Source organism: Burkholderia sp. Bp9015 (genome assembly GCF_003853505.1).
Classification (GTDB): Bacteria; Pseudomonadota; Gammaproteobacteria; order Burkholderiales; family Burkholderiaceae; genus Burkholderia.
On the sequence record NZ_QTPZ01000022.1, the window covers coordinates 89,456 to 110,962 of the forward strand.

At 66.2% G+C, this 21,507-nt stretch carries 21 protein-coding genes and 1 tRNA gene; 10 read left to right on the plus strand and 12 right to left on the minus strand.

Going from position 1 to position 21,507, the window contains the following annotated elements:
- Window positions 1-184: 184 nt before the first annotated feature.
- Window positions 185-448 (minus strand): 50S ribosomal protein L27, encoded by a 264-nt coding sequence (gene rpmA, locus DIE12_RS23010; RefSeq protein WP_006476999.1) that lies wholly within the window; start codon window positions 446-448, stop codon window positions 185-187.
- Between the two features lie 24 nt (window positions 449-472).
- Entirely contained in the window at window positions 473-784 is a 312-nt protein-coding gene (gene rplU / locus DIE12_RS23015) for a 50S ribosomal protein L21 (RefSeq protein WP_006025184.1), read from the minus strand.
- A gap of 210 nt (window positions 785-994) precedes the next feature.
- On the opposite strand from rplU, the gene DIE12_RS23020 reads away from it, so the two are divergent.
- The 9 genes from DIE12_RS23020 (at window position 995) to DIE12_RS23060 (ending at window position 8,967) form a co-directional block, all read left to right on the plus strand.
- A complete protein-coding gene (locus DIE12_RS23020) occupies window positions 995-1,990 on the plus strand; it encodes a polyprenyl synthetase family protein (protein WP_044844218.1) in 996 nt (331 codons plus the stop codon).
- A gap of 148 nt (window positions 1,991-2,138) precedes the next feature.
- A tRNA-Pro gene (locus tag DIE12_RS23025) sits at window positions 2,139-2,215 on the plus strand.
- A gap of 149 nt (window positions 2,216-2,364) precedes the next feature.
- Window positions 2,365-3,651 carry an HlyC/CorC family transporter gene (locus DIE12_RS23030; RefSeq protein WP_082088470.1) on the plus strand — a complete coding sequence of 429 codons (1,287 nt, stop codon included), beginning with the start codon at window positions 2,365-2,367 and terminating at the stop codon, window positions 3,649-3,651.
- A gap of 82 nt (window positions 3,652-3,733) precedes the next feature.
- Window positions 3,734-5,011 (plus strand): GspE/PulE family protein, encoded by a 1,278-nt coding sequence (locus DIE12_RS23035; protein ID WP_124520013.1) that lies wholly within the window; start codon window positions 3,734-3,736, stop codon window positions 5,009-5,011.
- A 5-nt stretch (window positions 5,012-5,016) separates the two neighbouring features.
- A complete protein-coding gene (locus DIE12_RS23040; RefSeq protein ID WP_124520015.1) occupies window positions 5,017-6,222 on the plus strand; it encodes a type II secretion system F family protein in 1,206 nt (401 codons plus the stop codon).
- A 46-nt stretch (window positions 6,223-6,268) separates the two neighbouring features.
- Complete coding sequence (locus DIE12_RS23045) at window positions 6,269-7,180, plus strand: A24 family peptidase (protein WP_124488226.1); 912 nt, start codon at window positions 6,269-6,271, stop codon at window positions 7,178-7,180.
- An 84-nt stretch (window positions 7,181-7,264) separates the two neighbouring features.
- The gene (gene coaE / locus DIE12_RS23050; RefSeq protein WP_124488225.1) at window positions 7,265-7,873 is read left to right on the plus strand and encodes a dephospho-CoA kinase; all 609 of its coding nucleotides are present in this window, start codon (window positions 7,265-7,267) and stop codon (window positions 7,871-7,873) included.
- A 109-nt stretch (window positions 7,874-7,982) separates the two neighbouring features.
- A complete protein-coding gene (zapD, locus tag DIE12_RS23055; RefSeq protein WP_044844223.1) occupies window positions 7,983-8,738 on the plus strand; it encodes a cell division protein ZapD in 756 nt (251 codons plus the stop codon).
- A 28-nt stretch (window positions 8,739-8,766) separates the two neighbouring features.
- Window positions 8,767-8,967 (plus strand): DNA gyrase inhibitor YacG, encoded by a 201-nt coding sequence (locus DIE12_RS23060; RefSeq protein ID WP_039317342.1) that lies wholly within the window; start codon window positions 8,767-8,769, stop codon window positions 8,965-8,967.
- Window positions 8,968-9,028: 61 nt separating this feature from the next.
- On the opposite strand, the gene DIE12_RS23065 is transcribed toward DIE12_RS23060, so the two are convergent.
- The 4 genes from DIE12_RS23065 to secA form a co-directional block, all read right to left on the minus strand.
- Window positions 9,029-9,472 carry an NUDIX domain-containing protein gene (locus DIE12_RS23065; RefSeq protein WP_044844224.1) on the minus strand — a complete coding sequence of 148 codons (444 nt, stop codon included), beginning with the start codon at window positions 9,470-9,472 and terminating at the stop codon, window positions 9,029-9,031.
- The gene (locus DIE12_RS23070; protein WP_044844225.1) at window positions 9,469-10,338 is read right to left on the minus strand and encodes an ATP-binding protein; all 870 of its coding nucleotides are present in this window, start codon (window positions 10,336-10,338) and stop codon (window positions 9,469-9,471) included. The genes DIE12_RS23065 and DIE12_RS23070 overlap by 4 nt, the downstream gene beginning before the upstream one ends.
- Window positions 10,339-10,357: 19 nt before the next feature.
- Window positions 10,358-11,599, minus strand: coding sequence for a bifunctional glutamate N-acetyltransferase/amino-acid acetyltransferase ArgJ (argJ, locus tag DIE12_RS23075; RefSeq protein WP_124488224.1), 1,242 nt, complete (start codon window positions 11,597-11,599; stop codon window positions 10,358-10,360).
- A gap of 143 nt (window positions 11,600-11,742) precedes the next feature.
- Window positions 11,743-14,541, minus strand: coding sequence for a preprotein translocase subunit SecA (secA, locus tag DIE12_RS23080; protein ID WP_124488223.1), 2,799 nt, complete (start codon window positions 14,539-14,541; stop codon window positions 11,743-11,745).
- A gap of 267 nt (window positions 14,542-14,808) precedes the next feature.
- Between secA and DIE12_RS23085 the strand changes: the two genes are divergently transcribed.
- Window positions 14,809-15,288: a DUF721 domain-containing protein gene (locus tag DIE12_RS23085; protein ID WP_124500207.1), complete on the plus strand. Its 480-nt coding sequence runs from the start codon at window positions 14,809-14,811 to the stop codon at window positions 15,286-15,288.
- Window positions 15,289-15,375: 87 nt separating this feature from the next.
- Here the strand turns inward: DIE12_RS23085 and lpxC are convergent, their stop codons facing one another.
- The 6 genes from lpxC to DIE12_RS23120 all read right to left on the minus strand — a co-directional run bounded on the left by lpxC (window position 15,376) and on the right by DIE12_RS23120 (window position 21,507).
- A complete protein-coding gene (gene lpxC, locus DIE12_RS23090; RefSeq protein ID WP_044844229.1) occupies window positions 15,376-16,293 on the minus strand; it encodes a UDP-3-O-acyl-N-acetylglucosamine deacetylase in 918 nt (305 codons plus the stop codon).
- Between the two features lie 240 nt (window positions 16,294-16,533).
- Window positions 16,534-17,040: a peroxiredoxin gene (locus tag DIE12_RS23095; RefSeq protein WP_124520017.1), complete on the minus strand. Its 507-nt coding sequence runs from the start codon at window positions 17,038-17,040 to the stop codon at window positions 16,534-16,536.
- A 189-nt stretch (window positions 17,041-17,229) separates the two neighbouring features.
- On the minus strand, window positions 17,230-18,423 hold the full coding sequence (gene ftsZ / locus DIE12_RS23100) for a cell division protein FtsZ (RefSeq protein ID WP_124520019.1): 1,194 nt from the start codon (window positions 18,421-18,423) through the stop codon (window positions 17,230-17,232).
- Between the two features lie 111 nt (window positions 18,424-18,534).
- Window positions 18,535-19,767, minus strand: a complete 1,233-nt coding sequence (gene ftsA, locus DIE12_RS23110) for a cell division protein FtsA (RefSeq protein ID WP_044844232.1) — start codon at window positions 19,765-19,767, stop codon at window positions 18,535-18,537.
- A 26-nt stretch (window positions 19,768-19,793) separates the two neighbouring features.
- Complete coding sequence (locus DIE12_RS23115; RefSeq protein ID WP_124520021.1) at window positions 19,794-20,546, minus strand: cell division protein FtsQ/DivIB; 753 nt, start codon at window positions 20,544-20,546, stop codon at window positions 19,794-19,796.
- Between the two features lie 19 nt (window positions 20,547-20,565).
- Window positions 20,566-21,507, minus strand: a complete 942-nt coding sequence (locus DIE12_RS23120) for a D-alanine--D-alanine ligase (RefSeq protein WP_059535171.1) — start codon at window positions 21,505-21,507, stop codon at window positions 20,566-20,568.

Genomic DNA, 21,507 nt, shown 5'->3' on the forward strand with positions numbered 1-21,507 from the left:
CACTCCGACCAGTATTTCCGCTATTGTGCCGCGCGCCGGCGCGCTTGAACAATCTGCCGTTCGGCCGATTGCCCGCCAGTGTCGCGACAGCCGCCGGCGCGCACATGCGCCCGGCGGCCAAATAAAAAAAGGCCCCGCGAAGACTGCGGGGCCTTTCGGCTACGAAGCCCGTGGGTGCCTGAACTTAGGCAGCCGCCGGGACAACGATGACCAGATGCTTCTTGTCCGCGCCCTTGGTCGCGAACTTGACGTGACCGTCGACCAGCGCGAACAGGGTGTGATCCTTGCCCATGCCGACGTTCTCGCCAGCGTGCATGCGCGTACCGCGCTGACGCACGATGATGCCGCCAGCGTTGATCGCCTGGCCGCCGTACACTTTCACGCCGAGACGTTTCGACTCGGAGTCGCGGCCGTTCCGGGAAGAGCCGCCTGCCTTTTTGTGTGCCATCTGATTGCTCCTTTACCGAGGCGCTTACGCGTTGATCGCGTCGATGCGCAGCTCAGTGTAGTTCTGGCGGTGGCCGCCGTGCTTTTGGTAGTGCTTCCGGCGACGCATCTTGAAGATGGTGACCTTGGCATGACGACCGTGCGACACAACGGTGGCCTTGACGGAAGCCCCACTGACCAGCGGCGTACCGAACTTAATCGATTCGCCTTCGCCCACTGCGAGAACCTGGTCGAGCGTGATTTCAGCGTCAATGTCAGCCGGTATCTGTTCTACTTTGAGTTTTTCGCCAACGGCAACCTTGTACTGCTTGCCGCCGGTTTTTATGACCGCGTACATTGAGAACCTCACTCTGGATCCAATTTTTCCGCACACCACGCGCGGAAAACACGTGATTATACATGGGCTTAGCACCCAAGTCAAAGCCGATCCACGATTGCCGCCCGCAAGCCCTGGCCGGACGGCCAAAATCACCGGGCAGACACGTCCGACAGACCGGCATATCGCGGATTCGACTTATAATCCGCGGCATCACCCATTTCGATCATCATGTCGTCGTCCACCGCCTCCCCCACCCTCAGCGCCGCCCACCTGCTCGCCCCGATCGCCAGCGACATGGAGCAGGTGAATCGCGTTATCCGGCAAAGCCTCGCGTCCGACGTGCTGCTGATCAACCAGATCGCCGAGTACATCATCGGCGCGGGCGGCAAGCGGCTGCGTCCGGCCCTGCTGCTGCTCGTCGCCGGCGCGCTCGGCGAGACGTCGCACCAGCGGCACGTGCTGGCCGCCGTCGTCGAGTTCATCCACACGGCCACGCTGCTGCATGACGACGTCGTCGACGAATCCGAACTGCGGCGAGGCCGCCAGACGGCCAACGCGCTGTTCGGCAACGCGGCGAGCGTGCTGGTCGGCGACTACCTCTATTCGCGTTCGTTCGAGATGATGGTCGGCGTCGGCAAGATGCGCGTGATGGAAATCCTGTCGGAAGCGACGACGATCATTTCCGAAGGCGAAGTGCTGCAGCTCCTGAACATGCACGACGCGGACGTCGACGAGACGCGCTACATGCAGGTGATCCGCTACAAGACGGCGAAGCTGTTCGAGGCATCGGCCCGCCTGGGCGCGGTGCTCGCCGGCGCCGATGCGCCGACCGAAGCCGCCGCCGCCGAATACGGCCGCCGGATCGGCACCGCATTCCAGATCATGGACGACTGGCTCGACTACGCGGGCACGGCCGAAGCGATGGGCAAGAATGCCGGCGACGACCTGCGCGAAGGCAAGCCGACACTGCCGCTCATCTATCTGATCGAACGCGGCACGCCCGAGCAATCGGCGCTCGCCCGCGAGGCGATCGAACAAGGCGGCACCGATCGCTTCGACACGATCTTCGACGCGATCACGCGTTCGGGCGCGCTCGACCATACGCTCGAATGCGCGCGCCAGGAAGCACAGGCCGCCGCGGCCGCGATCGCCGCGTTCCCGGATTCGATCTACAAGGAAAGCCTGCTCGCGCTGTGCTCGTACTCGACGTCGCGACAGTCGTAAGCGCGCGGCGACCACGACACGAACCGCTTTTCGAAAAATTTCTTCATCAAGGTATTCCCTTTTCGAAAAAACATCGTTATAGTTACGTTCTTGCTTGTGACGACGCAGCGATCTGAACGAAAGCGGCGAAGTCGGAAGAGCAAAAAATCGGGGTGTAGCTTAGCCTGGTAGAGCGCTACGTTCGGGACGTAGAGGCCGGAGGTTCGAATCCTCTCACCCCGACCAGATTTTGAAAAAACCGTGCACCGTGTGCACGGTTTTTTTTTGCCTTCTTCTGCCTGGTCTCGCGAGCGCGCGTGTCGCGCACGACACATCCCGGCCGCCGGCCTCTGCTATATTCCCTCCATCCCTGTCCTTCACTGCCCTTCTGACGCGTGGACCAAATTCCCTTATGGGCGCAAATCGGCGCCGTCTTCCTGCTTCTCCTCTGCTCCAGCTTCTTTTCCATTTCCGAGACCGCGATGATGGCGCTCAACCGCCATCGGCTGAAGCATCTCGCCGGCCAGGGCGTGCTCGGTGCGAAAACCACGCAGGGTCTCCTCACGCGCACCGACCTGCTGCTCAGCGTGATCCTGATCGGCAACAACCTGTTCAACACGATCATCCCGGTCCTGACGACGTCGCTCGCGCTGCACACGTTCGGCCGTAACAACCTGGCGCTGTCGATCGCGACCGGCATCGTCGCGTTCCTGATCATCGTGTTCGCGGAAATCGCGCCGAAGATCGTCGGCGCGACCTTTCCCGAACGCATCGCGCTGCCCGCCAGTCTCGTGATCGCGCCGCTGATGCGCGTGTTCAAGCCGGTCGTCTGGTTCGTCAATGAACTGGCGAACGGCGTGCTCTGGATGCTGCGCATCAATACGAAGAAGGGCCGCGACCAGCGGATGTCCGCCGACGAGCTGCGCGCGATCGTGCTCGAGTCGAGCAGCTTCATGCCGACCAAGCACCGCAGCATCCTGCTCAACCTGTTCGACCTCGAGAACATCACGGTCGACGACGTGATGGTGCCGCGCCGCCAGATCGAGTCGCTCAACTTCTACGCGCCGCTCGACGACATCCTGCATCAGCTCGAGACCTGCTATCACAACCGCCTCGTCGTCTACGAAGGCGACATCGACAAGGTGCTCGGCGTGCTGCACGTCCGCAAGACGCTCACCGGGCTGCACAACCAGGATTTCGACCGCGAAACGTTGCGCACGCTGCTCGCCGAGCCGTACTACGTGCCGTCGGGCACGCCGGTCGTCCAGCAGCTCCAGTATTTCCAGGAAAGCCGCCAGCGGACCGCGCTCGTCGTCAACGAGTACGGCGAACTCGAGGGGCTCGTCACGCCCGAGGACATCATCGAGGAACTGATCGGCGAATTCACGACGTCGATGCCGCGCGGCGAACGCGCGGGCGGCTGGAACGAGAACGGAGAATGCATCGTCGCCGCCAGCATGCCGCTGCGCGAACTGAACCGCTGGCTGCACCTGCAACTGCCGACCGACGGACCGAAGACGCTCAATGGCCTGATCCTCGAAATCCTCGAGGAAATCCCCGAAGGCGACGTGTGCCTGAAGATCCGCGACGTGATGCTCGAGGTCATGCGCAGCGACGACCAGGCCGTGCGCACCGTCAAGCTCTTCAAGCCGCGCAGCACGCGCGCACGCGGCGCGCGCTAGCCGAACGGCCGACTGTCGGCGCCGCGCACGATACGCGACCATTTGCCGGTCACGATCAACAGGCGGCCGAGCGCCGGCTCACATGCACTTCCCACTTCCCGGGGCGCCGCTGCACACGCAGCGGCCGCCTGTCTCCACCGCCGCATCGCCCGCCGAAACACCGCGGTCGCTCGATGCGGCGCAACTCGACGACTCGCCCGCCGTACGGCTGCTGACCGACACACTGCACGCCGCCCGCGTGCGCGACGCGTCCGACATCCACGTCGAACCGTTCGAAGCAGGCTGGCGCATCCGCCTGCGCATCGATGGCGTCCTGCATGAACACGCGCGGCCGCCCGCTCATCTGCGCGACGCGCTCGTGACGCGGATCAAGGTGCTCGCCCGCATGGACATCGCCGAGCGCCGGCTTCCGCAGGACGGCCGGCTGCGCATCGCGGTCGACGGCGGCACGCGCGGCGACTACCGGGTCAGCTCGCTGCCCACGCTGTTCGGCGAGAAGCTCGTGTTGCGCCGCCTCGAAACGCTGCCGCCCGACCTCACGCTCGCGCGTCTCGGCTTCGACGCGCGGCAGGCCGCGGCGATGGAAGCCGCGATACGCGCGCCGCACGGTCTCGTGCTCGTGACCGGGCCGACCGGCAGCGGCAAGACGCTGTCGCTCTACTGCGCGCTGCAGATGCTCGACCGCGATGCGCACAATGTGTGCACGGTCGAGGATCCGGCCGAGATCCAGCTCGACGGCATCAACCAGGTCGGCGTCGCCGAAAAAGCCGGGCTGACGTTCGCCACTGCGCTGCGCGCGCTGCTGCGTCAGGACCCGGACGTCATCATGGTCGGCGAGATTCGCGATGCGGAGACGGCCGACGTCGCGATCAAGGCCGCACAGACCGGGCACCTCGTGCTGTCCACGCTGCATACGAACGACGCGCCGGCAGCCGTCGCGCGACTGCTCGACATCGGCGTCGCGCCATACAACCTCGCCGCCGCGTTGCGCCTCGTCACCGCGCAACGCCTCGTGCGGCGCCTGTGCCTCACCTGCCGCGTGCGTTCGGACGCGTCGGTGCGCGCGCTGCGCGAAGCAGGCTGCAATCCGGCAGCACTGGAATCCGGGTGGCGCCCGTTCGTCGCGCGCGGCTGTGCCGCCTGTCACGGCATCGGTTATCGAGGCCGCATCGGCCTGCATCAGACGATGCCGGTTTCACCGGAGATGGCAGAACGCATCGTCGCGCGCGCAAGCGTCGGTGCGCTCGCGCAATGCGCGGCAGCCGAGGGCGTACGTAGTCTGCGCGACGCGGCACTCGCGCACGTTCGCGACGGTACGACGAGCGTCGCGGAAGCACTGGCCGCGACGCCCGACGCGTGATCGCGATGCCTGCACCGCCGCACGAGACGCGTTTCGCGTGGCGTGGCCGTCGTCGCGACGGCACGCCATGCCGCGGGAACGTCATCGCCTTCGATGCCGCCGCCGCACGTGCGGCGCTCGCGCGCGACGGCGTCACGGTGCTGTCGCTCGATGTCCGCGGCACGGCCCGCCCGCCGTCGGCCGGCGCGCGGGAAGTCACGCGCTTCACGCGTCAGCTCGCGAGCCTGCTGCAGGCCGGACTGCCGCTCGCACCGTCGCTCGAGATGCTCGCGCGCACCCGCACGCGCGACGGGCTGCCGCGCATCGCCGCCGGCCTCGCACGCGAGATCGTCGGCGGGCAGCGCTTCGCCGCCGCGCTCGCACGCTACCCGTCCCAGTTCGGCACGCTGTATCGCCAGTTGATCGAGGTAGGCGAAGCATCGGGCGCGCTCGGCACCATACTGACCCGCGTCGCGGAGCACCGCGAACGTGCCGACGCGCAATGGCGCAAGCTGCGTGCCGCGCTCGCCTACCCGGTCGCCGTCATCGTGTTCGCGCTCGCGATCTCGGCCGCGCTGATGGTGTGGGTCGTGCCGACGTTCCGGCAGATCTTCGACGGCTTCGGCGCGGCCTTGCCGGCGCCGACCCGAGCCCTGCTCGCCCTCTCGTCCGCGACCTCGGCCTGGGGCGGCACGTTCGTCGCCGGGGCAGCGGTGGCGGGGCTCGCCGCACGTCACGCGCTGCGGCGCTCGCCATCGCTGCGCTACACGGCCGCGCGGCACGTGCTGGATGCGCCGCTCGTCGGCGGCGCGCTCACGCGGTTCGCGACCGCGCGCTGGTGCCGCTCGCTCGCAACGCTGCTCGGTGCGGGCGTCCCGCTCGCCGATGCATTCTCCACGCTCGAACGCACCGCCGGCCATCCGGTGTTCGAGCAGGCCACCGCGCAGATCGCGACGCGCGTGCTGCGCGGCGCGCGTCTCGCCGATGCGATGCACGCGGCGGGCTGCTTCCCGGACGACGTCGTGCAGCCGATCGCCGTCGCCGAGGAAACCGGCGCGCTCGACACGATGCTCGCCGATATCGCCGCGCTATGCGAACGTCAGCTCGACGCACGCCTCGATGCGCTCGCCGCGCTCGGCGAGCCGCTGATCGTGATCGTCCTGGGTGCGCTCGTCGGCGGCCTCGTGATCGCGATGTATCTGCCCATCCTTCAGCTGGGCAACGTGGTGTAGCATCGCAACCGATTCTGTCGCCTTTTCAAGCCCGAACCCGAGCCCCATGACGCCCGCGCCCCTGACCACCGTTTTCGACTCGCCCGACAGCACGTTGCACGCGCTGGCGATGCTGCCGCTCGCGGTGCAGTATGCGTTCGCCGTCGTGCTCGGCCTGTGCGTCGGCAGCTTCGTGAACGTCGTCGTGCACCGGGTCCCGGTGATGATGCAGCGCGCGTGGCAGGCCGAAATCGCGGAAGCAACCGGCAGCGCAAGCTCGCCGCCGGACGACGGCTATCCGCCGCACTACGATCTGTGGCGCCCGCGCAGCGCCTGTCCGCATTGCGGTCACGTGCTGCGCGCGTGGGAAAACATCCCGCTCGTCAGCTACCTGCTGTTGCGCGGGCGCTGCCGTCAGTGCGGCCATGCGATCGGCGTGCGCTATCCGCTCGTCGAGCTCGCCGGTGCGCTGCTCGCCGCCGGTTCGCTCGCCGCGTTCGGCCCCACCGTTGCCGCACTCGCCGCGTTCGGACTGTGCGCCGCGCTGCTGGCGATGAGCGCGATCGATATCCAGACCGGCTACCTGCCCGATTCGATGACGCTGCCTCTGCTGTGGGCCGGGCTCGCACTGAATCTCGGCGGCACGTTCACGTCGCTGCGTTCGGCCGTGGTCGGCGCGATGGCCGGCTACCTGTTCCTGTGGTCGGTCTACTGGCTGTTCAAGTGGCTGCGCGGCATCGAGGGCATCGGCTTCGGCGACCTGAAGTTGCTCGCCGCGCTCGGCGCGTGGATGGGCTGGGCCGCGCTGCCGCAGGTCGTGCTGTTCGCCGCGGTGACGGGTGCGCTCGTCGGGCTCGTCGCGACCTGGCGCGGGCGCATGCGCTTCGAGGAGCCGATTCCGTTCGGCCCGTTCCTCGCGGCAGGCGGCGTCGCCACGCTGTTTTTCGGTACCCCTTTCTATTCGGCGCTCGGCGGCTGACATGACACGCTGCCGGCGTCCGCCATGTTCGCTGCGTCGCGGGGAGGCGCTTCGCTTCCGCGCGGCGGCCCGGCGGAGGCTCACATGTTTGCAATAGGACTGACCGGCGGCATCGGCAGCGGCAAGACGACCGTCGCCGACCTGTTCGCCGCACGCGGTGCATCGCTCGTCGACACCGACCTGATCGCGCACCGCATCACCGCACCGGCCGGTCTCGCGATGCCCGCGATCGAACACGCATTCGGACCGGACTTCGTCGCGGCCGACGGCTCGCTCGATCGCGCGAAGATGCGCGCACTCATTTTCAGCGACGACGACGCACGCCGGCGCCTCGAGGCGATCACGCATCCGCTGATCCGCGCCGAAACCGATCGCGAAGCCCGCGCAGCGCAAGGCCCTTACGTGATCTTCGTCGTGCCGCTGCTCGTGGAGTCAGGTAACTGGAAGGCGCGCAGCGATCGTGTGCTCGTGGTCGACTGTCCGGTCGAAACGCAGATCGCACGTGTGATGCGACGCAATGATTTCACGCGCGAACAGGTCGAAGCGATCATCGCGAGACAGGCAACGCGCGAGGCGCGTCTCGCAGCGGCCGACGACGTGATCGTCAACGACGCGACGACACCCGATGCGCTCGCCGCGCAGGTCGATGCACTGCACCAACGCTATCTCGCATTGGCGGCTGCCGCGCACTGATCGCGGCGTGCGATCGTGATGGTGTACGAAATTGGTGCGTTGCTAGGGTAGACAGTGAGCATTAGAATGTCCTGCATTGTTTCAATCCCTACCCTAGAGGCGAGCGCGCTTGATTCTTTACGAGTATCCGTTCAACGAGCGAATTCGCACGCTGTTGCGCCTCGAAGACCTGTTCGAGCGCTTCGCGTTCTTTTTGGCTCAGGAGGACCCGCGTGAGCATCACGTCGCGCTGACGACGCTGTTCGAAATCGCCGAGGTCACGGGCCGCGCGGACCTGAAATCGGATCTGATGAAAGAGCTCGAACGTCAACGCCAGACGCTCGCCCCCTTTCGCGGCAATCCGGGCATCGAACAGAATGCGCTCGAGTCCGTGCTCGGTGAAATCGAGCAGACGCTCGCCAATCTTGCGCAGATGCAGGGCAAGACCGGGCAGCATCTGGTCGACAACGAGTGGCTCGCCAGCATCCGCAGCCGCGCGGTGATTCCCGGCGGCACGTGCAAGTTCGACCTTCCGTCGTACTACGCGTGGCAGCAATGGCCCGCGGAACAGCGGCGCCAGGACATCGCGAAATGGATCCTGCCGCTGCTGCCGCTGCGCGATGCCGCGGCGATCGTGCTGCGGCTCGCTCGCGAATCGGGCCAGGCGTCGAAGGTGATGGCGATGCAGGGCAGCTACCAGCAGATGCTGTCGGGGCGCACCTATCAGCTGATGCAGGTGCGCGTGCCGCCGGAGCTGCGCGTGATTCCCGAAGCGAGCGCCAACAAATACATGTTGTGGGTACGGTTCACCATGCAGGACGGCGACGTGCGGCCGCGCGCGGTGGACATCGACGTGCCGTTCCATCTGACACTGTGCAATCTGTAACGGCCGTGTGCCGGTTCGACGCTTTCGTATGACTACCGTTGTGAAATGTCCTTCGTGCGGCGCAGAAGTGCGCTGGACGCCTGAAAACAAGTTCCGTCCCTTCTGTTCGGCCCGCTGCAAGCAGCTCGACCTCGGTGCATGGGCCGCGGAAAAGTACCGGATCGGCGGGTCCTCCGACGAGGGTCCGTCGTCGGAGGAAGACGGCACCGACGGCCGCCGCGACAGCTGAGCGGCGCACGGCACCGCCCATGGGCGGATACGGCCCGCCTTCCAGGCGAGCCGTCACGGCGTCATTGCGACGCCGCTTCCTTCTCGAGCAGTTCCAGCACCGGCAGCGCCGCCGGCAACAGCGGCGCGACCTCGACCGGCAGTTGCTGCCATACGAACGCCTGCCCTTCCTTGCTGTGCGGCTCACCCGTCCAGCCCGTCACCTTGCAGAAATAAAGCCGCACGTACGCGTGCGGATAATCGTGCTCGAGCGTATGCCAGCGGTGGCTGGCCGTGACTTCGATGCCGAGTTCCTCGTGCAGCTCGCGCGCCAGCGCGTCCTCGACGCTCTCCCCGGCCTCCAGCTTGCCGCCCGGAAACTCCCAATAGCCTTCATACGGCTTGCCCTGCAGCCGCTGCGCGAGCAGGTAGCGACCGTCTGGCTGCACCATCACGCCGACCGCGACTTCCGTCACCTTCCGGCCGTCGGGCGCGCGCACGGCGCTCGTTACGGAATCCGTGCTCATGCCTGCTCCTTGCGGCCCGACCAGTCGCGCGCAAACTGCCATGCGACACGCCCCGAACGCGAACCGCGCTCGAGCGCCCAGACGAGCGCATCGCCGCGTGCCGTCTCGATCTCGGCGTCCGCGCAACCGAAATGGCGCAGCCAGTGCGCGACGATGTCGAGGTAGTCGTCCTGCTTGAACGGGTAGAAGCTGACCCACAGGCCGAAGCGCTCCGACAGCGAGATCTTTTCCTCGACGACTTCGCCGGGGTGGATCTCGCCGTCCGGCAGATGCTTGTACGACTCGTTGTCGCTCATGTACTCGGGCAGCAGATGGCGGCGATTCGACGTCGCGTAGATCAGCACGTTGTCGGACTGCGCGGCGATCGAGCCGTCGAGCGCGACCTTCAGCGCCTTGTAGCCCGATTCGCCGTCCTCGAACGACAGGTCGTCGCAGAACACGATGAACCGCTCCGGACGCTGCGAGATCACCTCGACGATGTCGCCGAGATCGTGCAGATCGTCCTTGTCGACTTCGATCAGGCGCAGCCCGTCCTTCGCATAGGCGTTCAGGCACGCCTTGATCAGCGACGACTTGCCGGTGCCGCGGGCACCGGTCAGCAGCACATTGTTCGCCGGCTTGCACTGCACGAACTGTCGCGTGTTCTGCTCGATCAGCCCTTTCTGCCGATCGATGTTGTGCAGGTCGTCGAGCGTGATCGTCGACGCTGCCGGCACCGGTTGCAGATAGCCGCGCCCCTGGCGCTTGCGCCAGCGGAACGCGGTGGCGGCGTTCCAGTCGACGGCCGCCGGCGCCGGGGGGAGCATCCCCTCGAGGCGGCCGAGCAGCGCTTCCGCGCGCGTCAGAAACTGTTCGAGCTTGTCCATGTCGTTCGAGCGCTCCCGATCAGGAGCGGTAGTCCGCGTTGATGCTCACGTAATCGTGCGACAGGTCGCACGTCCAGACCGTTGCCTGCGCGTCGCCGCGACCGAGCAGCACGCGAATCGTGATTTCGCTCTGCTTCATCACGCGCTGGCCGTCCTCTTCCTGATAAGCCGGGTTGCGGCCACCGGCCTTCGCGACGAGCACGTCGTCGAGATAGAGATCGATCTTGCCGACGTCGAGATCCGTGACGCCCGCGTAGCCGATCGCCGCGAGAATCCGGCCCAGGTTGGGGTCGGATGCATAGAAGGCCGTCTTCACCAGCGGCGAATGCCCGATCGCATACGCGATCTGGCGGCACTCGGCGACGCTCTTGCCGCCCTCGACCTGCACCGTCATGAATTTCGTCGCGCCTTCGCCGTCGCGCACGATCAGCTGCGACAGCTGCTGGGCAACCTGCGTCACTGCATCGCGCAGCGCCGCATAAGCCGGCGAATCGGTCGACGTGATCGCGGGCAGCGTGCTCTTGCCCGACGCGATCAGGATGAACGAGTCGTTCGTCGACGTGTCGCCGTCGATCGTGATGCAGTTGAACGAGCGGTCGGCCACTTCCTTCACGAGCGTGTCGAGTACCGGCTGCGCGACGTTCGCATCGAACGCGAGGAAGCCGAGCATCGTCGCCATGTTCGGCTTGATCATGCCCGCGCCCTTGCTGATGCCCGTCAGCGTGACCGTATGGCCGTCGATCGTCACCTGGCGCGACGTGGCCTTCGGCAGCGTGTCGGTCGTCATGATCGCCTGCGCGGCGTCGTACCAGTTCGCGGCCTTGCGGTTCGCGAGCGCGGCCGGCAGCCCGGCCTTCAGGCGGTCGATCGGCAGCGGCTCGAGAATCACGCCGGTCGAGAACGGCAGCACCTGTGCGGCGTCGAGGCCCGCGAGACGCGCGAGTTCCGCGCAGGTTTCGCGGGTGTTCGCGAGGCCCGGCTCGCCGGTGCCCGCATTCGCGTTGCCCGTGTTCACGACGAGCGCGCGGATGCCCGCGCCGCCCGCGCGCACCTTCGCGAGATGCTCGCGGCACACGATCACGGGCGCGGCGCAGAAGCGGTTCTCGGTGAATACGCCAGCGACCGTCGCCCCTTCGTCGACGGAGATGACCAGCACGTCCTTGCGATTCGGCTTGCGGATGTTCGCTTCCGCCCAGCCGAGCGTGACGCCGGCGACGGGATGGAGTTGGGCGGGATCGATCGACGGAAAATTGACAGCCATGGGGCACACCTGCCGGATGGAAAATGCCGGCACGCGCCGGCATCGATTGGAAGAACCGGCGGCCGCACGCGCGGGCCGCCGCAACTCACGTCACTGACTCGAAGCTGCGAACGAAGCGGCACGCGGATGCGCGCCGCCGCCGATCATGACAGCTTCCCGTGACATTGCTTGTACTTCTTGCCGCTGCCGCACGGGCACGGGTCGTTGCGGCCGACCTTCGGCATCTCGCCGCCGGGGCCGCTGTGGGTCATCGCACTGCCGACCATGTCGGCCGTCGCCGTGGCCGCGGTGGCGGCCGCGACGTTCGCGACCGGCGCGCCGGATTCCGCGTAGTCGGCGTGCTGAAACTCGACGTTTTCGAGATGGCCGCCGCGCTCCTCGATCTGCTCGGCGGCTTCCTCGAGCTGCTCAGGCGACTGGATCTGCACGTTCATCACGATGCGCGTGACTTCCTGTTTGATCGCGTCGAGCATCGCGGCGAACAGCTCGAACGCTTCGCGCTTGTATTCCTGCTTCGGGTTCTTCTGCGCATAGCCGCGCAGGTGGATGCCCTGGCGCAGGTGGTCGAGCGCCGCGAGGTGCTCGCGCCACAGCCGGTCGACCGTCTGCAGCATCACCGAACGCTCGAACGCGCTGAACGATTCGCGGCCGACCAGCGCGACCTTCGCCTCGTACTGCTCGTCGGCGGCGGTCGTCACGGCTTCGAGAATCTCCTCGGCCGTGATCGACGACGACTCGTTCACCATTTCCTGGATCGCGAGGTCGAGCTGCCAGTCGTTGCGCAGCGCTTCCTCGAGCTCGGGCACGTCCCACTGTTCCTCGATGCTGCCTTCCGGCACGAACTGGCGGACGACTTCGGTGATCACGCCGTGACGCATCGCCGAGATCGTCTCGGTGATGTCGTGCGCTTCGAGCAATTCGTTGCGCTGCTGGTAGATCACCTTGCGCTGGTCGTTCGACACGTCGTCGTATTCGAGCAGCTGCTTGCGGATGTCGAAGTTGCGCGCTTCGACCTTGCGCTGCGCCGATTCGATCGAACGCGTGACGATGCCGGCCTCGATCGCCTCGCCTTCCGGCATCTTCAGGCGATCCATGATCGAGCGCACGCGGTCGCCCGCGAAGATGCGCAGCAGCGGATCGTCGAGCGACAGATAGAAGCGCGACGAGCCCGGATCGCCCTGGCGGCCCGCACGGCCGCGCAGCTGGTTGTCGATCCGGCGCGATTCATGGCGCTCGGTGCCGATGATGTGGAGGCCGCCCGCGGCCTTCACCTGCTCGTGCAGCGTTTCCCACTCGTCGTGCAACTGCTTGATGCGGCGCGCCTTTTCGTCGGCCGGGATCGCTTCGTCGGCTTCGATGAATGCGGCCTGCTTCTCGGCGTTGCCGCCGAGCACGATGTCGGTACCGCGACCGGCCATGTTGGTCGCGATCGTGATGCGCTTCGGACGGCCGGCTTCCGCGACGATCGCCGCTTCACGCTCGTGCTGCTTCGCGTTCAGCACCTCGTGCGGCAGCCCGGCCTGCTTCAGCAGGTGCGACAGCAGTTCCGAGTTCTCGATCGAGGTCGTGCCGACCAGCACCGGCTGACCGCGCTCGTAGCACTCGCGAATGTCGCGGATCACCGCGTCGTAGCGCTCCTTGGCCGTCTTGTAGATCTGGTCCTGCTTGTCGATCCGCTTCGGCGGACGGTTGGTCGGGATCACGACCGTCTCGAGGCCGTAGATCTCGTTGAATTCGTACGCTTCGGTGTCCGCCGTGCCCGTCATGCCCGCGAGCTTTGCGTACATCCGGAAGTAGTTCTGGAACGTGATCGAGGCGAGCGTCTGGTTCTCGCTCTGGATCTTCACGTGCTCCTTCGCCTCGACCGCCTGGTGCAGGCCGTCGGACCAGCGGCGGCCCGCCATCAGGCGGCCCGTGAATTCGTCGACGATCACCACTTCGCCGTTCTGCACGACGTAGTGCTGATCCTTGTGGAACAGCGTGTGGGCGCGCAGCGCCGCGTACACGTGGTGCATCAGCGTGATGTTCTGCGGTGCGTACAGGCTCTCGCCCTCGCCGATCAGGCCCCACTCGGCGAGCAGCCGCTCGGCCTTCTCGTGGCCCGACTCCGTCAGGAACACCTGGCGCGACTTCTCGTCGAGCGTGTAGTCGCCCGGCTTCTCGACGCCCGTGCCATCGGCCTTCTCCTCGCCGATCTGGCGCTCGAGCAGCGGCGGCAGCGCGTTCATCCGCACGTACAGCTCGGTGTGGTCTTCCGCCTGGCCCGAGATGATCAGCGGCGTACGCGCCTCGTCGATCAGGATCGAGTCCACTTCGTCGACGACCGCGAAGTTCAGGGCCCGCTGCACGCGCGCGTCGGTCTCGTAGACCATGTTGTCGCGCAGGTAGTCGAAGCCGAACTCGTTGTTCGTGCCGTAGGTGATGTCCGACGCGTAGGCCTGCTGCTTCTGGTCGTGCTCCATGCCGGACAGGTTGATGCCGACCGACAGACCGAGGAAGTTGTAGAGGCGCGCCATCCATTCGGCGTCGCGCTGCGCGAGGTAGTCGTTGACCGTCACCACGTGCACGCCACGGCCGGCCAGCGCATTCAGGTACACGGGCAGCGTCGCGACGAGCGTCTTGCCCTCGCCGGTGCGCATTTCCGCGATCTTGCCGTAGTGGAGCACCATGCCGCCGATCAGCTGCACGTCAAAATGGCGCATCTTCAGCACGCGGCGGCTCGCCTCCCGGCAGACTGCGAACGCCTCGGGCAGCAGCTTGTCGAGCGACTCGCCGCCCGCGATCCGCTGGCGGAACTCATCCGTCTTACCGCGCAACTGGTCGTCCGTCAGCTTCTCGATCTGCGTTTCGAGCGCATTGATCGTCGCGACGGTCTTTTGGTATTGCTTGACGAGCCGCTGGTTGCGGCTGCCAAAAATTTTCTGGAGAAAACCGGTTGTCATCGGATCGGATCCTGCGTCGCAGCACCGGCGCCCGGCGCGTGTTGCGCGCCCCGACGCCCGAGCCTCGGCGGCTTAGCGAATTAGTGGAATCAAACGAGGAATTTTAGCACGCGAGGAAGCATGCGCCGGTGTCCCGGCCCGACCCACGCCGCACGCCGAACCCGTGCAGGCAACCGGGCGCACGGCCCGAAAGCCGCCCGTGCGGGAGCCGGCGCGGGTACAATCGGCGTCAACGCCCGCGCCCGTGCGCGCCCGAAGAATGCCTCGATGAACCGATTTTCCAAGCGTTTCGGCCCGCTCCCCGCATATCGCCCGCAACCCGTGTCCGAAGTGCTCAACCGCACCGACGCGTTCGCGGCGCTGCGCGCCGGCGTCGAACAGGTCGCGTCGCTGCAGCGCGACCTCGCGGCGCTCCTGCCCGACTATCTTGCGAATCATGTCGAACCGGGCTCCATCAAGGACGGCACCCTGACCCTCTTTGCCGCGCACAATGCGCTCGCGGCCCGCCTGCGGCAGGTCGAGCCGCGCCTGCTCGCCGATCTCCAGAAGCGCGGCTGGCCGGTCTCGGCGCTGCGCGTACGCGTGCGGCCGAAGGACGCGCCGGAACCGCCGCACGTGAAGCAGGCGCGCATGACGACCGTCGGCGCCGCCGCGTTGCGCGAGCTCGCCGATCACCTCGAGCCGTCGCCGCTGCAGGCCGCGCTCGCGCGGATGGCCGCACGGCACGGCGCGAAGTCGTCGCGCTGAACGCGCGCCGCCGCCCGTGCGGGCCGGCCGCCCAATAAAAAAGCGACCCGAGGGTCGCTTTTTTTATCGCGGGGCGCCGGACGCCGATCAGGCGAAGGCCGTCTGCGCGTCGAACGCGAAGCCCTTCGGCGCAGCCTGCGGGTCGTCGAACGTGACGATCTCGTACGCGTCTTCGTGCGCGAGCAGTTCGCGCAGCAGCGCGTTGTTCAGCCCGTGCCCCGACTTGTACGCGGTGTACGACGCCAGCAGCGGATGGCCGACCACGTACAGGTCGCCGATCGCATCGAGCATCTTGTGCTTCACGAACTCGTCGTCGTAACGCAGCCCGTCGTTGTTCAGGATCCGGTACTCGTCGAGCACGATCGCGTTGTCCATGCTGCCGCCGCGCGCGAGACCCAGCTCGCGCATCATTTCGACTTCATGGGCAAAACCGAACGTGCGCGCACGCGCGATCTCGCGCACGTACGACGTATTCGCGAAATCGACCTCGAGTTCCTGGCCAGTCTTGTCGACGGCCGGGTGACGAAAGTCGATCGTGAACTTCAGCTTGAAGCCGAAATACGGATCGAGACGCGCGAACTTGTCGCCGTCGCGGATTTCGACCGGCTTCTTCACCTTGATGAAGCGCTTCGGCGCGTTCTGCTCCTCGATGCCCGCGGACTGGATCAGGAACACGAAGGACGCGGCGCTGCCGTCCATGATCGGGATTTCCTCGGCCGTCACGTCGACATAGAGGTTGTCGATGCCGAGGCCGGCGCACGCCGACATCAGGTGCTCGACGGTCGACACGCGCGCTCCATCCTTCTGCAGCACCGACGCGAGCCGCGTGTCGCCGATCGACATCGCGGATGCCGGAATGTCGACAGGCGTGGGCAGGTCGACGCGCGAGAATACGATCCCCGTACCCGGCGCGGCCGGGCGGAGCGTCAGTTCGACCTTGCGGCCCGAGTGGAGACCGATGCCCACGGTCTTCACGATCGATTTGATGGTGCGCTGCTTCAACATGGTGTTCTTCGTCTTGATTGAGAATATCAATCAGGAGTTATATTCGATAGGTGAGATTATAGCGTAATTCCCTATTCGACGCTGTTTGAAACTGCGTATCAATCTGTTTCGACTGGTTACCCGCGCCGATACGGGACGGGCCGATGCCCGGAACGGAGGCGTTTCCGGTCATCGGCCCGTGTTACAACTGCCCTGAGGCCGGTGAGCAGCGTTGCCGGCAGGCAACGGCGCACCGCAGGATCAGGACTTCAACGTCGCGAGCACACTCGCCGCATCGCTCACTTCGAACTTGCCCGGCGCTTCGACGGCCAGCGTCTTGACCACACCGTCGTCGACCACCATCGCGTAGCGCAGGGAACGGATTCCCATGCCACGCGCGGACAAATCCTGCGTCAGCCCCAGCGCATGAGTGAAAGCAGCGCTGCCGTCCGCCATCATGCGCACCTTGCCCGCGGTGTGCAGATCACGTCCCCATGCGCCCATCACGAATGCGTCGTTGACGGACACGCACCAGAGCTCGTCGATGCCCGCCGAGCGCAGTTGCTCGGCGTGCTCGACATAGCCCGGCACATGCCGCGCCGAGCAGGTCGGCGTGAAAGCTCCCGGCAATCCGAAGATCACCACCCGCTTTCCCGCAACCTGGTCGCGCACGCTGAAGGCATTCGACCCCAGCGTGCAGCCTTCGCGCGCGTCGTCGATGAACTCGAACAGTTGCGCGTCGGGCAGCGCGTCGCCCACTTGAATCATGGCTGGTCCCTCATAGCGATACGGTTTTTCAGCGTGTTGCGGACAGCACGGCCCATCCCGCCTCGCTCGAGCGAAGAGGGCACGTTTCCCGGCCCGGCGTCGCATCCGACGCGGCCTGTCGTGGTCCGTGGCATCCGTCACGCCGGCGTTACCGCGGCAAACTTGCCGCGGCTTCGCCTGTGTGCGTCGTCAGTCAGCCTGCTTGCGCAGGAAAGCCGGGATGTCGTACGTGTCGACACCCTTCTCCTGCAGCGCCTGCACGTGCGATGCCGCGGTTTCGCGCGAGTTGCGCCACACCGCCGGCGTATCGAGCGCGCCGTAGTCGGCCGTGCTGACGTGCTGCGGCTGCGCATAGCCGTGCGAGACGCTCACCGGCTGGTTGTCGGTGCCGGTGCGCAGCAGCGTCATCGGAGCCGATTGCTGCTTCTTCGCCGCACGGCCCAGACCCGTCGCCACGACCGTCACGCGCAGCGCATCGCCCATCGCGTCGTCGTACACCGCACCGAAGATCACCGTGGCATCTTCCGCCGCGTAACTCTTGATCGTGTTCATCACTTCGCGCGTTTCCGACAGGCGCAGCGAACGGCTCGACGTGATGTTGACCAGCACGCCGCGCGCGCCCGACAGATCGACGCCTTCGAGCAGCGGGCTCGCCACGGCCTGTTCGGCCGCGAGGCGTGCGCGATCGACGCCGGCGACCGTCGCCGTGCCCATCATCGCCTTGCCCTGCTCGCCCATCACCGTCTTCACGTCTTCGAAGTCGACGTTCACGAGGCCATCGACATTGATGATTTCGGCAATGCCCGCAACCGCGTTGTTCAACACGTCGTCCGCGCACTGGAAGCACTTGTCCATCTCGGCGTCATCGCCCATCACGTCGAACAGCTTGTCGTTCAGGACGACGATCAGCGAGTCGACGTGATCCTCCAGTTGCTGCGAGCCTGCTTCCGCGACGCGCATGCGCTTGCCGCCTTCGAATTCGAACGGCTTGCTGACGACACCAACCGTCAGGATGCCCATCTCCTTCGCGATCTGCGCGACCACCGGCGCCGCGCCCGTGCCCGTGCCGCCACCCATGCCGGCCGTGATGAACACCATGTGCGCGCCACGCAGCGCGTCGGCGATGCGCTCGCGCGCCTCTTCCGCCGCCGCCTTGCCCATTTCCGGCTTCGCGCCGGCGCCGAGGCCCGTGTTGCCGAGCTGGATCACGGACGGTGCGCGCGCACGCGACAGCGCCTGTGCGTCGGTGTTCATCACGATGAAGTCGACGCCCTGCACGCCACGGTTGATCATGTGCTGAACGGCATTGCCGCCAGCGCCGCCAACGCCGACCACCTTGATGATGGTGCCGTTGGTTTCGGTTTCCAGCATTTCGAATTCCATTGTTGCCTCCGTCAAGAAAATAGAACTACTCGGCCGTTATTCGGCAGGAGATCGGGCAACCCCCTGTCGCGCGCCAGCCGCCGGCACCGGCGCGAATTTCGATTCGGTATGTCAAAAGTTGCTCAGGAACCATTCCTTCATCCGCGAGAAGATCTGCCCCGCGTTGCCGGACTGCACGGCGACCTTGCGACCGCGCATGCGCTGTGCACTGCCTTCGACCAGCAGGCCCATCGCCGTCGAGTAGCGCGGGTTGCGCACCACGTCGGCGAGGCCGCCTGCGTATTCCGGCGCGCCGATGCGCACCGGCTTCAGGAAAATGTCTTCGCCGAGCTCGACCATGCCCGGCATCATCGAAGCCCCGCCGGTAATGACCACGCCGGAGCTCAGCAGTTCTTCGTAACCCGACTCGCGCACGACCTGCTGCACGAGCGAGAACAGTTCCTCGACGCGCGGTTCGATCACGGCGGCAAGTGCCTGGCGCGACAGCGTGCGCGGACCGCGTTCGCCGAGGCCCGGCACTTCGACCATCTCGTCCGGATCGGCGAGCGCCTGCTTCGCGATCCCGTAGCCGACCTTGATGTCTTCCGCGTCCGGCGTCGGCGTGCGCAGCGCCATCGCGATGTCGCTCGTGATCTGGTCGCCGGCGATCGGAATCACCGCGGTGTGGCGGATCGCGCCTTCGGCGAAGATCGCGATGTCGGTCGTGCCGCCGCCGACGTCGACCAGCACCACGCCGAGATCCTTCTCGTCTTCAGTCAGCACGGCCAGCGACGACGCGAGCGGCTGCAGGATCAGGTCGTTCACTTCCAGCCCGCAGCGGCGCACGCACTTGACGATGTTCTGCGCGGCGCTGACCGCACCGGTCACGATGTGCACCTTCACCTCGAGGCGGATCCCGCTCATGCCGATCGGCTCGCGCACGTCTTCCTGGCCGTCGATGATGAATTCCTGCGTGAGGATGTGCAGCACCTGCTGGTCGGTCGGGATGTTGATCGCCTTCGCGGTCTCGATCACGCGCGCGACGTCGGTCTGCGTGACTTCCTTGTCCTTGATCGCGACCATCCCGCTCGAGTTGAAGCTGCGGATGTGGCTGCCGGCGATCCCCGTGAACACGTTGGTGATCTTGCAGTCGGCCATCAGCTCGGCTTCCTCGAGCGCGCGCTGGATCGACTGCACGGTGGCCTCGATGTTGACCACCACGCCCTTCTTCAGACCTTTCGACTCGCTCTGGCCGAGGCCGATCACCTCGTAATGGCCTTCGCCCTTCAGCTCGGCGACGATGGCCACCACCTTCGACGTGCCGATGTCGAGGGAAACCAGCAGATCCTTGTAGTCTTTGCTCATAAAGTGCTCTTGCGTGTGATCTCTCGTTACTTCTTGCGCTTGTCGGTATCGGTCAGGAACCGCATGCCTGCCGCACGAATCGCGAATCCGTTCGGATAACGCAGGTCCGCGTACTCGATGTCGTTGCCCCAACGCTCCGTGACGGCCGGCCACGCGGCGACGAGGCGCTGGCTCCGGTCATGCAGCGACTCGCTGTTGCGTTCCTTGCCCAGCTCGACCTGCATGCCGTTCGACAGCTTCACCGTCCACGCGTAGCGCGCCGACAGCGTCACTTCTTCCGGCGCCGCCTTCAGCGGCGCAAACCAGTTCGCGAAGTCGTGATACCGCGTGACGACTTCCTTCGCACTGCCCTCCGGGCCGTCGAACGCGGGCAATTCCTGATCCAGTTCGCCCTGGTTCGCGGTGAACAGCTCGCCGTCGACGCTCACGAGCTGCGCACTGCCCCAGGTCCCGAGCGGTTTGTACTCCTCGAGCGTGACAGCCAGCGCATTCGGCCACACCCGGCGCACGCTCGCGTGGCGCACCCACGGCATCTGCTCGAACGCCGCCCGCGCCGCGTCGAGATCGACCGTGAAGAAATTGCCCTTCAGCCGGCCGACCACGCCTGCACGCACCGTCGGCGAGTTGATGTGCTCGGTGTCGCCATCGATCCGGATTTCGCGCAGCGCGAACGTCGGACGCTGGATCAGCCAGTAGCAGCCGGCCGCCGCCAACACGAGCAGCAACAGCGCGTACAGCGCGCTGGCGGCAAGGTTGAGTTGGCGAACGTTGTTCCACATACGTCGTTCCGTTCCTGCGTCAGTCGTTGAGCGTAAGCGACAGCACCTTCACGACCAGCTCCGAATAGCTGATGCCGATCGAGCGCGCGGCCTTCGGCGGCAGCGAGTGGTCGGTCATCCCGGGGGCCGTGTTCACTTCCAGGAAATACGCGTTGCCGGCGGCGTCGAGCATGAAGTCCGCCCGGCCCCAGTCGGTGCAGCCGAGCACGTCGAACGCGCGGCGCGCGATGCGCTTCAGTTCCGCTTCCTGTTCGGCGGGCAGCCCGCACGGAATCAGGTATTGCGTGTCGTCGGCGACATACTTCGCGTGGTAGTCGTAGAACTCGCCGGCCGGCACGATCTTGATCAGCGGCAGGTCGAGATCGCCGGCGATGCACGCGGTGTATTCGCCGCCGCCTTCGATGCTCTTCTCGACGATCACGATCTTGTCGTGCGTCGCCGCTTCCGACAGTGCGGCGGGCAACGCGTCGGCCGTCTTCACCTTCAGCACCGCGACGCTCGAGCCTTCGCTCGCCGGCTTCACGAACAGCGGCAGGCCGAGCTTCGCGACGATGTCCGCCGCGCGCGCCGCGTAGTCGTCGCCGCGCATCACCGTCTCGAACGGCGGCGTCGGCACGCCCGTCTGCTGCCACACGAGCTTCGTGCGGAACTTGTCGAGGCCGAGCGCCGAGCCGAGCACGCCGCTGCCCGTGTAGCGGATCCCGTAGAAATCGAGTGCGCCCTGGATCTGGCCGTTCTCGCCGTAGCCGCCGTGCAGCGCGTTGAACGCGCGCACGAAGCCTTCGTCCTTCAGCGCCGACAGCGGCCGCTCGGCCGGGTCGAACGGATGCGCGTCGACGCCCGCGTCGCGCAGGCCCTGCAGCACGAGGCGGCCCGAGGTGAGCGACACCTCGCGCTCGGCGGATTCGCCGCCGAACAACACCGCCACCTTGCCGAAACGTTTCGGATCGATCCCGCTCAT

Bases quoted from the DNA above. Each gene is read 5' to 3' on its own strand.
- DIE12_RS23045 (WP_124488226.1), top strand. From the start codon at position 6,269: ATGACGCCCGCGCCCCTGACCACCGTTTTCGACTCGCCCGACAGCACG.
- rpmA (WP_006476999.1), bottom strand. From the start codon at position 448: ATGGCACACAAAAAGGCAGGCGGCTCTTCCCGGAACGGCCGCGACTCC.
- ftsZ (WP_124520019.1), bottom strand. From the start codon at position 18,423: ATGGAATTCGAAATGCTGGAAACCGAAACCAACGGCACCATCATCAAG.
- argJ (WP_124488224.1), bottom strand. From the start codon at position 11,599: ATGGCTGTCAATTTTCCGTCGATCGATCCCGCCCAACTCCATCCCGTC.
- secA (WP_124488223.1), bottom strand. From the start codon at position 14,541: ATGACAACCGGTTTTCTCCAGAAAATTTTTGGCAGCCGCAACCAGCGG.
- DIE12_RS23060 (WP_039317342.1), top strand. From the start codon at position 8,767: ATGACTACCGTTGTGAAATGTCCTTCGTGCGGCGCAGAAGTGCGCTGG.
- DIE12_RS23095 (WP_124520017.1), bottom strand. From the start codon at position 17,040: ATGATTCAAGTGGGCGACGCGCTGCCCGACGCGCAACTGTTCGAGTTC.
- DIE12_RS23040 (WP_124520015.1), top strand. From the start codon at position 5,017: ATGCCTGCACCGCCGCACGAGACGCGTTTCGCGTGGCGTGGCCGTCGT.
- ftsA (WP_044844232.1), bottom strand. From the start codon at position 19,767: ATGAGCAAAGACTACAAGGATCTGCTGGTTTCCCTCGACATCGGCACG.
- lpxC (WP_044844229.1), bottom strand. From the start codon at position 16,293: ATGTTGAAGCAGCGCACCATCAAATCGATCGTGAAGACCGTGGGCATC.
- rplU (WP_006025184.1), bottom strand. From the start codon at position 784: ATGTACGCGGTCATAAAAACCGGCGGCAAGCAGTACAAGGTTGCCGTT.
- coaE (WP_124488225.1), top strand. From the start codon at position 7,265: ATGTTTGCAATAGGACTGACCGGCGGCATCGGCAGCGGCAAGACGACC.
- DIE12_RS23035 (WP_124520013.1), top strand. From the start codon at position 3,734: ATGCACTTCCCACTTCCCGGGGCGCCGCTGCACACGCAGCGGCCGCCT.
- DIE12_RS23065 (WP_044844224.1), bottom strand. From the start codon at position 9,472: ATGAGCACGGATTCCGTAACGAGCGCCGTGCGCGCGCCCGACGGCCGG.
- DIE12_RS23120 (WP_059535171.1), bottom strand. From the start codon at position 21,507: ATGAGCGGGATCGATCCGAAACGTTTCGGCAAGGTGGCGGTGTTGTTC.
- DIE12_RS23115 (WP_124520021.1), bottom strand. From the start codon at position 20,546: ATGTGGAACAACGTTCGCCAACTCAACCTTGCCGCCAGCGCGCTGTAC.
- DIE12_RS23020 (WP_044844218.1), top strand. From the start codon at position 995: ATGTCGTCGTCCACCGCCTCCCCCACCCTCAGCGCCGCCCACCTGCTC.
- DIE12_RS23085 (WP_124500207.1), top strand. From the start codon at position 14,809: ATGAACCGATTTTCCAAGCGTTTCGGCCCGCTCCCCGCATATCGCCCG.
- DIE12_RS23070 (WP_044844225.1), bottom strand. From the start codon at position 10,338: ATGGACAAGCTCGAACAGTTTCTGACGCGCGCGGAAGCGCTGCTCGGC.